The organism is Candidatus Cloacimonadota bacterium, assembly GCA_019429305.1.
Lineage (GTDB): Bacteria > Cloacimonadota > Cloacimonadia > Cloacimonadales > JAJBBL01 > JAHYIR01.
Map to the genome: position 1 here is coordinate 40,489 of JAHYIR010000007.1, position 13,624 is coordinate 54,112.

The 13,624-nt window shown below is 37.0% G+C and carries 7 protein-coding genes; all 7 read left to right on the plus strand.

Annotation, left to right across the window (positions count from 1 at the left end):
- Positions 1 to 120 precede the first annotated feature (120 nt).
- The 7 genes from K0B81_04820 to K0B81_04850 all read left to right on the plus strand — a co-directional run bounded on the left by K0B81_04820 (position 121) and on the right by K0B81_04850 (position 13,624).
- Positions 121 to 4,209, plus strand: coding sequence for a S8 family serine peptidase (locus tag K0B81_04820; protein MBW6515926.1), 4,089 nt, complete (start codon positions 121 to 123; stop codon positions 4,207 to 4,209).
- Between the two features lie 82 nt (positions 4,210 to 4,291).
- Positions 4,292 to 7,669, plus strand: coding sequence for a M6 family metalloprotease domain-containing protein (locus tag K0B81_04825; GenBank protein ID MBW6515927.1), 3,378 nt, complete (start codon positions 4,292 to 4,294; stop codon positions 7,667 to 7,669).
- Between the two features lie 113 nt (positions 7,670 to 7,782).
- Positions 7,783 to 8,868, plus strand: coding sequence for a hypothetical protein (locus tag K0B81_04830; GenBank protein MBW6515928.1), 1,086 nt, complete (start codon positions 7,783 to 7,785; stop codon positions 8,866 to 8,868).
- A gap of 74 nt (positions 8,869 to 8,942) precedes the next feature.
- Complete coding sequence (locus tag K0B81_04835) at positions 8,943 to 10,028, plus strand: hypothetical protein (protein ID MBW6515929.1); 1,086 nt, start codon at positions 8,943 to 8,945, stop codon at positions 10,026 to 10,028.
- A 134-nt stretch (positions 10,029 to 10,162) separates the two neighbouring features.
- A complete protein-coding gene (locus K0B81_04840; GenBank protein ID MBW6515930.1) occupies positions 10,163 to 11,002 on the plus strand; it encodes a hypothetical protein in 840 nt (279 codons plus the stop codon).
- A gap of 207 nt (positions 11,003 to 11,209) precedes the next feature.
- A complete protein-coding gene (locus K0B81_04845; protein MBW6515931.1) occupies positions 11,210 to 11,911 on the plus strand; it encodes a hypothetical protein in 702 nt (233 codons plus the stop codon).
- Between the two features lie 186 nt (positions 11,912 to 12,097).
- Positions 12,098 to 13,624, plus strand: coding sequence for an FAD binding domain-containing protein (locus K0B81_04850; GenBank protein MBW6515932.1), 1,527 nt, complete (start codon positions 12,098 to 12,100; stop codon positions 13,622 to 13,624).

Consider the following 13,624-nt stretch of genomic DNA (forward strand, 5'->3'; position numbering starts at 1 on the left):
AGAGACCAATTAACTCCTGGTCTCTTTTTTTTAACAGCCCTTTAATAAAGCTCTTGAGATATTTCTTGACAACTTTTTTCAGAAATAGCCATAAGATATAAAAAATAATAGGATTATGTTATGAGAAATTTGTTTTTATTTGTCTTAGCAATGCTCATCGTGTGTATTATATCAGATATTTACTCAATAGACAGTGAGGTTAGATTTGGAGAACGTCCATATATTGATTTGTATCAAATTCCTACTGAAGCAATGGAGCAGGGCTGGATCAGAATACAGTTTAAAGAAGAATTGTCTGATTATCTAGATATAATGAAATTAAGTAGAGAATCATCAGGAAATATTGTGTTTGGTATATCTGATTTTGATGAACTCAATAGATATTATGAAGTACAATCAGTAGTAAAGCTATTTGATAGTTCTGTTTTGAAAGGAAAGTTTGAGGAACGGCATCGTTTATGGGGTTTTCACCTGTGGTATGAATTGCACTTTAACTCAACAGAAGACATCAGGGATATTGTGATGGCTTACCGCCAGTTGAGTGATATAATAAAATGGGCAGAACCGGAATACAAAAAACAGTTGAATAGCGAATTACTTTATACTCAAATGGATAATGAAGATTTGTTACGTTGGACACCAAATGACCCCCAGCTCAGTAATCAATGGCATTATCATAACACGGGGCAACAAAACGGTACCCCGGGAGCAGATATTAGTCTCTTATCTGCTTGGGATATTGAGAAAGGTCATACCAGCGTTATTGTTGCCATCATAGATGATGGAATACAAACTAATCATCCAGATTTATCAGGAAACATTTGGAGTGGTGTTGGCTATAATTTTGTTGATGGTAATAGTAATATTATTCCCGGTAATCATGGAACTCATGTAGCGGGGACAGTATCGGCGGTAAATAACAATAACGTTGGTGTTGCAGGTGTTGCCGGTGGTTCAGGTACAGGTAATGGTGTGAGATTGATGAGTTGTCAGGTTTTTCGAGGAGGGAGCAATGGTGGTTTTCATTTAGCACCCATCTACGCAGCAGATAATGGAGCCGCGATATCTCAAAACAGCTGGAGCTATACACAGGTAGGTGCTTATGACGTTTCTGTTCTGAATGCTATAGATTACTTTAATGCCAATGGTGGTGGCAATGTTCTCAATGGGGGTATCACTATCTTTGCAGCCAGTAATAACAATACCACCGGACAATGGTATCCTGCTTGTTATACGGGTACTTTTTCAGTTGCTGCGACTAATAATCAAGATCAAAAAGCATGGTATTCAACATATGAATCTTGGGTAGATATATCTGCACCGGGTGGAGAAACAAATCAAGTAACTGCTCGCGGAGTTCTAAGCACTGTTACCGGAAGTAGTTATTCATATTATCAGGGAACTTCTATGGCGTGTCCACATGCTTCAGGAGTTGCTGCTCTTGTAATTTCCTATGCTTATCGTAACGGTTTGGTTTTGAATAATTCCGAAGTTGCAGGTATTTTGAGAGACACGACAGATGATCATTACTCAGTTAATCCGAATTATATCGGACAATTAGGATCAGGAAGACTTAATGCACATACTGCTCTGATAGAAACAGGTAATCTGTTGATTGAAATAGAAAACCCAACCGATCTAGCAACAAATACTGTCGGATTAGCTCAGATTGATCTATCTTGGATTAATAACGAAGAAAACAATAACGTGTTGTTAGTATGGTCACCGACCGGAATATTTGGCAATCCCATTAGCGGAACTGCTTATAGTGTTGGACAGCAAATTCCCGGTGGTGGAACAGTTCTTTATCGAGGAAATGCAACAACATATAGTCATACTTTGCTTGAACCAGCAACTGTATATCACTACAAAGCTTTTTCATATAATTATCAAAATAGATATTCTTCTGGTGTGTCAACAACAGGTATAACAGATTACATTTCAATACCACTACCTATAAGTGAAGTTTTTGATGAAATTGATACGAAACCGTATTTTTGGGAAATAATTGATCATCAAGGAAACGGGCAGGTTTGGGATTTTGGCACTATTAGTAACGGATTGACTGGAACGACAGGTAATTATGCCTTTTTAAATAGTAATGCTTATGGTTCGGGGAGCAGTCAAAATAGTGATCTGATAACCCCTATATTAGATCTGACCAATTACTATGATTTGATTGTTTCATTTACTCATTATTTTCGCCATTCCACAAATTCAACAGCCACATTTTCGTATAGTATTGATAATGGTAATACTTGGTCAACTATCTCAACATGGACTGGTAGTTCATCCCCTAATCCTGCATATTTTTCTCAAGCGGTTTTGCAGGTACTCGGTCATTCAGAGGTTAGATTTAAGTGGAATTACACAGGAACTGGTGGCTGGTACTGGTGTGTTGATGATATTGAGATTAGTGGATTAGCTTACGAATTTGCCGAGCCAAGAAACCTTGTTGCGATACCTAGTGATACAGAGGTTAATCTATTTTGGTCCTCACCATTAGATGACACGCCATTGGGATATAACATCTATCGTAATCATCTTATAATAAATCCCGAATTGATTCTCAATTCATACTATGTTGATTATGAAGTAACAAATGGAATTTCTTATCATTATTATGTTACTGCACAATATGAACAAGGAATATCTGAACCATCAAATAATACAGTAGTAACACCATATATTACATTTCCCGTTTTACCTAAACCAAATAACTTATCTGCAGGTGTTTTTAGTAATGCTATACTTCTGAGTTGGGAAGCCCCAGAGCTTGGTATATGGTTAAATTGGGATAAAGGAATCAATTATTCATCAATTGGCAATGGTGGTCCCATTCAGTTTAAAGCAGCGATAAGATATTCATCTGCAATATTGGATATTTTGGATTTAAATGGTTTCTATCTTACTAAGATAAAATTCTTTCCCAGAGAACAGAGTGCATCTTATACATTAAATGTATGGAAAGGTGGTAGTGAGACAGAGCCGGGCTATTTGATTTTAGAGCAACCAGTTACTGTCTTCCAAGCTAATACCTGGAATACAATAGAATTGCAAACACCTGTCGATATCGATGCTGAGCAAGAAATTTGGTTCGGTTATTCTGTAGATACGCAAACAGGATTTCCTGCCGGCTGTGACAGTGGTCCTGCTAATAACGGATATGGTAACATGCTCTGGTATAGTGGTGAGTGGACTACATTAACTGAAATGGGGGCTTCATTAAATTATAACTGGAATATCAAAGGGTATTTTGAATACTTAGATGATAATGAACTATATTCTTCTTTGCAGGGTGATGGAACTGATGTTAATCTTCTCTTGGAAAATTCAAAGCAACTAAGGAGAATTAGTTTAAACGAAATTAATAATCATTCTAATAAAAGTAGTCACATTACCCGTAACTTAATCCCCGAGATACTGGGTTATAATGTTTATCGGAATGGGTTGAACATTACTCCAGAGCCCATAACCTCCAGAGAGTACTATGATTATGATGTTGTTAGTGGGCTTAGCTATGATTATTATGTGACGACAATTTATACAAATGGTGAATCGGAACCATCAAACATAGTAGAAACTACTGCTCCGTTTTTTCCGATAATTATTGTTACACCTCAACAAATTGAGAAAGAACTATTTGTAGGAGAAATCGGTGAAGAAACGATAACAATTCGTAATGAAGGAGAGGGTAATCTGGAATTTACTATCAGCATAGATGACAATCAAATACGAAGCGAATTAACTTTGTTAAACCGTGAAGATCCAACTTGGTTATCGATCTCACCTTTGGAAGGAGATATAAGTCCGGAAGATTCACTTTTAGTTTTTCTCGAATTTGATTCTACTAATTTATCAGGTGGTCTTTATGAGGCAGTACTAACAATTTCTTCTAATGACCCTCAAACACCACAAATTGAGTTACCAATTAGTTGTACAGTTTTCTCACCCGATCTACCTTCTCCTCAGAATATTGATATTATTATTGATAACAATATGATTATCTTATCATGGGACATAGTAACAGGAGCAGATTATTATATTGTTGAGATGACCGATGATATTAATTCTCAGTTTGTAAACATCAGTTCCGAACTAGGTTTATTTTCTCAGAATGAGAATAGAATTAACTGGTCGATGCCATTTGACAGTAGTCAACCACGTCTTTTCTTTAGAGTTAGGGCAAGTCATTTTATTGCAAGATGATAGAGATTTATTGTTAAAGGCATTTTAAATGATTGATACTCATACAGTTATTGGTTAGGCATATTTGCACTAAGGAGTGATTATGTTAAGAAAACTTTCTATTATGACTTTTTTTATCTTTTTTTGTTTTATAGTGATCCAACAAGCTTTTGCAGCTTATTTGGAATTTGTTCCTACAGAGATAATTCAACCAGAGGGAGAGATTATTAGTTGTTATGCTTCTGGGGATGAGTTCTTTAACTGGTTGCATGATGTAAATGGATTCACAATAATTGTCGGGATAGATGGTTATTACTATTATGGCATCACTGATGGTGATGATGTTGTACCAACGAGTTACAGAGTTAACAGTGTTGATCCTGCTAGTGTTGGGCTATCACCATGGGTTAAGATATCAGAAAGAGCTTATCAAGAACGACGGGCAATTTTTAATGATCCAATTGAAAGATCAACAGTAAGGGCACCACACACCGGAACGATGAATAACCTTGTTGTCTACATCAGATTTGCTGATGATACTGAATTTACTATTCCCCGCAGCACTTATGATGCCAATTTTAATGATCTGAGTGGCAGTTCCGTGAGAAGTTATTTTCAGGAAGTATCCTATGATCAATTGGATATTGTTAGTCATCATTATCCGATATGTGATCTAACTACTAATCTTTCTTATCAGGACAGTAATCCTCGCGGCTATTATCAACCATACCATGAAGTAAATAATCCGATAGGATATACAGGTGGAGACAATGGTTACGAACGAAGAATCAGAGAGCATACACTTCTACAAAATGCTATACTTGCCATAAGAAGTCAGGTTCCTACAGATCTAAATATCGATGGCGACAATGATGGTTATGTAGATAACGTCAGTTTCATTATCAGAGGCAATTCAGGTGGCTGGGCAGAACTTCTTTGGGCACACCGTTGGGTTTTATATACTTATGATGTGAGAATCAATAATAAACGAGTCTGGGACTATACTTTTCAACCTGAGAATCAATGTGATGTTTATGTACTTTGTCACGAGCTTTTTCATGCATTAGGAGCTCCGGATCTATATCATTACAGTTATGATGGTTTTGTGCCGGCTGGTCCTTGGGATTTGATGCATTCAGGGTTTGTTCATATGGGTGCTTGGATGAAATATAAATATGCAAATCAAGCATGGATCTCGAATATTCCTGAGCTTACAACATCAGGTACTTATACACTAAATCCACTATCCTCGGCAACTAATAATGCCTATAGAATTGCTTCTCCATTTTCTGCAACGGAGTTTTTTGTAGTGGAATATAGAAAACAGATGGGATTATTCGAATCTAATCTTCCCGGTTCAGGTCTACTTGTATATAGAATTGATTCGACTCTCAATGGTAATGCCCAAGGTCCTCCCGACGAAGTATATATATACCGACCTAATGGTACACCCACTGAAAATGGCTTAATTAATTCAGCGCACTATAACAGTAGTGTAGGTAGAACAGAAATCAATGACTATACAACCAATCCGATAAGTTTTCTTTATAATGGTGGTCCGGGTGGATTAAATATACATTCTATCGGTATAGCTGGTGAAACTATATCTTTTACCATTAACATAGGACTACCGGAAATACCAATTAATCCGCAACCGGAAGATGAAGCATTCTTTGTTTATCTGAACAATCCTCTTAGTTGGACTAATGGCGGAGGGGCTACCGGTTATTATTTATCAGTTTGGAAGAATTCACCGTTTGAGTACTTATTAGAGAATCACTATTTAGAAGATACGACTTACCTTTTGTCATCACCCTTCGAAACTTTAACAACATATTATTGGCGAGTGGATGCTGTCAATATGTACGGAACAGAAATAGGTGATGTATGGTCATTTACCACTGGTACAGAGCTTGAACCTCTGGCCGTTAATATAGGTACAGGAAGTACTCTGGCAAACTACATTCCCTTGAATATGTACTGGAAAAATAGTCTTACTCAAACGATCTATTATGCAAGTGATATAGGAACTGAAGGTCTATTGACTCAAATCACATATTATAACAATTTCGTGACCAATTTGCCAGGTAAACCGGTGAAGATTTGGGTTGGTGAGACCTCATTGTCTAATCTGAGTAGTGGTTGGATTCCATCTACATCGCTCAATCTCGTTTTTGATGGATTAGTTGATTTTCCTGCAGGTGTTAATAACATCAATATACCATTACAGATACCTTACCAGTATAATGGTCAAAATCTTGTCGTAATGGTCAACAGACCGATGGACAACCAGTATTATAATTCTAATGACAGATTCTATGTTACTTCAACTGCGGTTTCTAATCGAACTCGTTATCAGTATTCGGATAGCACTACCTATGACCCAGCAAACCCATCCGGTGGCACGCTTACTAATCAAGTACCCAACACTACATTATTACTCCAAACAGAAGCAACTGATCAACCAGAAATTTTAATCAGTCCGGATATGATAAATAAGCTAATGATGATGAACTCTCAAAGTAGTGAGGTATTCGTCATTGATAATCAAGGTTCAGGAGAATTAGAATATCGCATAACCATAACTTCCGGCGACAGAAGAGATTCTCTGGATAGGAGTATAATTGGTTCCACCTTAACCTGTAGCGAAGAAACTTTTTTACCGGGAACGACAGAAGATTGGGTTTTCACCGTATTTAATGCCAGCACAGATAACGAATGGTTAAAGGATGTCTATATCACTTTTCCCACTGGTGTAGTAGTTAACTCTGCTACTCCTTTTGTAGGGGGTACAGGTGGAAATATGAATCCTGATACAACAAGTGGTCATAATATACAAATTCATTGGCATGGTAGCGGTTCTTCGGGATGGGGGGTTGTCTATCCAAACCAGTCGGCAGTTGCTACTGTTAATGTTACTATTTTATCACCTTTTGTTGGAGATATTGAACTTCCCTTTCAGATAAATGGTGATGAGTATGGCTCTCAACCACATACACTTAATGGAATTATTACTTTAGAGAATGTTCAAGATGAAATTAATTGGTTAAGTGTAACACCAGTATCGGGAACTATTCTACCAACTGGATCACAAGAAATTTTAGTGGAATTCGATTCTAATGAACTAACGTTAGGCAATTACAGTAAAACAATCGTAGTTACAAATACTGATCCCAACTCACCACAGATAATAATTCCGGTTAACTTGAATGTAACAGATCTGATTCTAGATCCTCCACAGAATGTATCCATTTCTATTGAAAATGGCTGGATAGAATTATCATGGGATATAGTTGTTGGAGCAGATCAGTATATTGTTGAAGTAACTGATGATATCAACAGCGAATTCTCTGATATTAGTTCTTCACAAGGGGAGTTTGCTGATAACGAAAACCGAATAACATGGTCTATGGAAGTTAATGAGAACGAAAGCATACTCTTGTTTAGGGTTAAAGCAGTACATGATTTTCAGCGCAAGTAGGAAGTTATTGTTTTTAAGTATTTAAGATAGATTGATTAAATTATAAAATATCTTGACAAATAATAACTTTCAGATTTAATTATCTTGTTAATTTTATGTCCAAGGAGGCATAATTGAACAAGAAGTTTTTTTTATTTATCTTATTAACTTGCATTGCAGTAAGTCTTTTTTCTTATGCGATAGAGCAGTTTGCTATAACTTTTATTGATCCGAGTCGCAATAACAGGCAAATACTGACCCAGATCTTTATACCTGTTGATAATGATTCAAGGACTGAAGACGAATCATTTCCCTTCATAGTTTTCGGTCATGGATATACAACTTCTTACTCTAATTATAACAGCGTCTGGGAAGCTTTGGTACCACTCGGTTGGATCATGGCATTTCCCACAACTGAAGGGGGAGTTTTTGCTAACACTGAACAATTTGCCCTTGATCTGGCATTCCTCAGTTTTGCTATTCCCGCAGCTGGTGAAAACCCATCATCACTACTTTATGATTTAGTAAAACCCATATCTGTTGTCATTGCTCATTCCATGGGTGGAGGTTGTTCAGTTCTGGCGGCAAGTTATGCTAATAGTTTTGATTCACTTGTAACCTTAGCTGCTTGGCGTCTCTTTGATTCGTCTCCAATTGATGCAGCTTTTAACGTCTATCTCCCCTCATTGACTTTTGCCGGAGCAGATGATGATTTCATACCACCTGAAAATAATCAACTTCTGATCTATCAAAATCTCAATTCTATCTATAAGGTATATTTGTTAATGGACGGAGTAAATCATTCTCAAATCTATAATAATGATGATGTTTTTTATCTGATAAGTCAGTGGTTGGATTTTATAGTAACAGAAGAGACAGACTATCTTGCTTTATTTGAGAACACATTAGAGAGTTATGAAACAGAGACTATACTTACTTATATGATTCAAAACCGGTATCCTCCTCAGAACCTTACCATAGCAGTCGATAGTGGTTGGATCGTATTAACATGGGACAAAGCATTAGGAGCAGATTATTATATTGTGGAAGCGACAAATGATCTATTGAACCCATTTTTTGATATTAGTACAGGGCAAGGATCATTTTCGGAGACAGAAGATAGTGTAAGCTGGACTTTTTTGCCGATATCAGAACAAAATATTCTCTTCTTTAGGGTAAGAGTTGAACGCAATACAGATCAAAGAAACAGTACTTTTTAGTTTGATTTTTCCTTTCTCTATATTATATTTTTATTCATAGAGTACTGAACAGTGTATTAACAGTGGAGGAAATTATGAGAAAAAGGATCATATTTGTTTTTATATTTAGTTTTATTCTTTTGAATCTATTTTCATACTCGATCCATCAGGTGAGCATTTCTTTTATTGATCCCGACCGTAATAACAGACAGATACCTACTCAGGTTTTCATTCCGGTTGATATTGAATCCAACCGACAAAGTGAACAGGAATTCCCGTTTATCGTATTTGGACATGGCTTCCTGCAATCTTATACCGTTTATCAGTCAGTTTGGCAAGCTATCGTTCCTTTGGGTTGGATAATGGCATTTCCCACAACTGAAGGAGGGTTTTCACCCAGTCATCAAAATTTTGCCCTTGATATTGCCTTTCTCAGTTTTGCCATCTTAGAAGCTAGTGAAGACCCGGCTTCACCTCTCTATAACAAAGTGAAACCAATATCAGTTGCTATGGGGCATTCTATGGGTGGGGGAGCAAGTGTCCTGGCAGCCAGCGGAACCCATGACTTTTCGGCTTTAGCTACATTTGCTGCTGCTGATACTAATCCTTCAGCCATTAATGCCGCTCTGAATGTTAATGTACCATCTCTGACTTTTTCGGGAACGGCTGATTGGGTTACTCCACCTTCATCACATCAAATTCCCATCTATAACAATCTAGCTTCTATTTACAAAAGTTTTATCTCTCTTAATGGAGTTGGACATGCAGGAATTTATTCTAACAATATTGCATTAACGCTCTTAGCAGAATGGCTCTATTTTATTGAAAGCAAAGAAATTGCTTATCTAGTATCATTCGAAGATCTTTTAGATGGTTTTTTCAATAATGGTAATATCACCTACGCTATCGAAAACTATTATCCTCCGGAGAATATCGCTATTTCAATAGAAAATGAGGTATTAACCATTTCTTGGGATAAGGCATTAGGAGCAGATCACTATATAGTTGAGGCAACGGATGATATCAACGGTGTTTTCAACAATATCAGTTCCGATCAAGGGAATTTCACAGAAATAGACGAGATAGTATTTTGGAGTTTTCCTATTGATTACAGTGAGTCACGATTATTCTTCAGAGTAAAAACAATGCGAAGTACCCTCAATAATACTAATATCCAGTGAGTTAACAGTTATTAGATAAATATTTCTTTTCGCTCCTGTATAATCAGCTAATTTTTATGATCCTTCAATTAAATTGACAAATTACAACACCTTATTTTTAATTAACTTACAATATCTATCTTACGGAGGTTAATATGAGAAAGCTGATTTTAATAATAGTTTTGTCTGTGACAATCTTATTTGTTGTCAGTTGTGAAGTAAAACTACCCGATAGGGTTTATGAAGAAGGTAGTTACTGGATTGACGGTTACTTTCAACAACAGGGGATCGTAACTCCTCAACCGGGTGTTAAGACTATTGAAGCTCTTGTAGAGGGTACATGGCGAGAATTTGAACTGCAAGATTTTCCTGAATCTTTTATGGAATGGAACATAAACAAAAGAATTGATACTTTAGGTCGTTTTCGTAATATGCAGCCACCTGAACTGGCAGGACCGCATAATGGGGTCGTAGCAACGTATGGTATTAGACGCGGTGATACGGAGTTTAAGCTCAATAATGCTGTCAAAGGGATGGGTTTTTTGCCTAAATACGAAAAATTATTGGAAACAATAGAGCTTTTAGAGAACACCAAAAATGAAGAATTTGCTAAAAAATTGAATATCCTCGAAGAGTTATATGAGAATGCAGAAGAGATATTTGATAAAGATAAACAGGTCTCTTTGGAGTTATACTCAACACCCGAATTTGAAACTCAAACTTTTCTTAATCAGATGACCAATCCTATCTCAACGATCGTATTCCTTGATATTCCTACTTTTAAATTAAAAACTATCGTTCGACTTCTACATCCGGATGATCCTGATCTCACTGAATATGAGCAACTGATTATCAGATATGTAAATGAGGTCTATAGATTCTTTCATGGTGGAAGAGATACATATATACCGACTGTAGTTTATTATGTTGTCGAGGTTTATGACAGTTCACCAGGGAGACCTGATGCCCGTGGTTTAAGAGTAGATTCGGAATAGCATCCTGTAAACAACAATCTTACAATTACCCTAAGGGAGGACCGTAGTCGGATGGGTGCCGACTACGGTCCTCCCTTAGGGTAGATCTAAGTATATTGAGATCAGTAGAGGGTATTATGTAAATTTCAAGAACTGTTCTGACAAAAACAATATATAACTTACTAATTGAAGGCAATTTAGAAGAACAGCAAAAAGGATAGATACGAGATGGATGAGAAAAGTTTATTGAGAAAGATAAAAGTGATACAGGTCATTAACATTATTGGTTTTTTGGGGATGTTGATAATAAATGCTCTGGCAAATATTTTACCGATCGGAGGGAAAGGTACAGGTGAATTATCTGCTCAATATCCGAATCTTTTTGTACCTGCCGGTTATACATTTTCGATCTGGGGTTTGATATACTTGATGTTACTCTGTTTTACTATTTATCAGGCACGTGATCTTTTCAGTAATTCCAGGAAAAGTGAAGAATTGCATAACAAAGTTGGGTTGTTTTTTTTCATAACCTGTCTCTTAAACATCGGGTGGATTTTTGCATGGCATTATGAATTGGTTCTCTTTTCTGTGATAATAATGCTACTACTTCTTGATTCTCTAATCTCTTTGTATTTAAAATTGGGAATAGGTAAGAATGATTTCACTTTGATAGAGAGACTATTTGTCCAAATTCCATTTAGCTTATATCTCGGCTGGATAACAATAGCTATAGTTGCTAATATAACAGCTTTTTTGGTTAATATTGGCTGGAGTCGTTTTGGTCTAAGCGAATGGTTCTGGTTTTGGTTAGTAATATTAGTCTGCGTGATAATAGAGATCATTGTCTTCATCAAACGGAAAGATGTAGTCTTTAATTTGGTAGCCATCTGGGCTTTTATTGGCATTCTGGTAGCAAATCTGCCATCTTGATCAGGCACAGGGTATAATTATAGTGAGAGTTTTCAATAAGAACAATTGTCATTCACTCTTAAGAAGAGAAGAAATATCTGAAAACAGAGCTTTGTATCGTCAAAGTTGAGATATTTATCCTAAAAAAACCTTTACAAGCAAACTCTCTATCTTTAATTCAACAAACTAAAATAGTACGAGATGATTATGAAAATTCAAAACCCTAATCCCGGATCCAATGAGCATATTAACAGTAAAAGGATCAAATTCATTCTCAATGGAGTAGAGAAGTCAATAATAGTCCCTCCGGGAATAACCCTGTTGGATATGCTGCATAATAAACTCAATCTCTACGGTACCAAATCAACCTGTAATGAGGGTGATTGTGGATCGTGTACTGTGATCATTGGGAAACGAGAAGATGATAAGATAATCTATCAGGCAGTCAATTCCTGTCTCTATCCGGCAGTTCGTATCCACAATAAACATCTGATAACGATAGAAGGAATAGGAACACCGGATAAACTTCATCCGATACAAGAAGCTCTTTTGGATCACCACGGAACCCAATGCGGATACTGTACCCCCGGTTTTGTGATGGCACTTTTAGCTCTCTTCATGCATAACCAGAATCCTGAAAGATCTGACATATTCAAGGCATTGGAAGGGAATCTTTGCCGATGTACCGGTTATGATGCTATCTTTCAAGCTACTATGCACTTGAGGGGAAAGTTGGAAACCGGAAATTCACTCTTACCAGCCAAGCTAAGTGGTGCAGAAGAAAAAATTGGGAAGCTGGATGAAACAGTAGAAGAGATAGTTCAAGAGAATAGAGAACTACTGGGCACAATAGGTTATTTACAACCCAAGACGATCAATGAATTATTACAATTTTTACAGAAATTTCACTCAACTGAAGAATATGGTTTGATCAATGGAGCGACTGATTTGCTTGTCCAGGCAAATGTCAACCGGATGTATCGACCTTGGTTGATTGATATAACAGAGATCCCGGAGCTACGTTCAATAAAGAATGAAGGGGATAAAATAGCTATTGGAGCAACCGTCGTTCTGTCAGAGATAGCAAAATCTCAGATCATCCAGGAACACTTGCCTGTTTTTATCAAGACGATAACTTTGATAGCTTCAGAGCAGATCCGGAATTTAGCGACTTTAGCAGGAAATATAGGTAATGCTTCCCCTGTGGCAGATACCCCTCCAGTGTTGATGGTTCTCGATGCCGAATTAGAATTGACCTCTGCTGACGGTAAGCGGCTTGTCAAATTGGGTGATTATTATCTCGATTATAAAAAAACGGCCTTAAAACAGGGTGAGTTTATCTCTCGCATAATAATTCCTAAATCCCAAAATGGTTTCTATTATCACGATATGCAGAAAGCAGCTAAGAGGCGAGCGGTAGATATATCGTCAGTAAATTCAGCGATCTCAATACTAATCATAGATGAAAGAATTGAGAATGTAGGGATCGCTTTTGGTGGAGTAGCCCCCTATCCTGCACTGGCAAAGAAGACAATGTCTCTGATAGAAGGGAGGCAGCTGGAACCTGAGTGGTTTGCTGAGGCAGCAGAAACTGCAGTGTCGGAGTTCACTCCTATCAGTGACGTGCGGGGAAGAGAGGATTACCGAAGAGTATTGATTCGTAATCAAATGATGAATTACCTGATCAATTGTTATGAACAATATCAGAAATCGTTGAAAAGTGAGAAGAGGTAA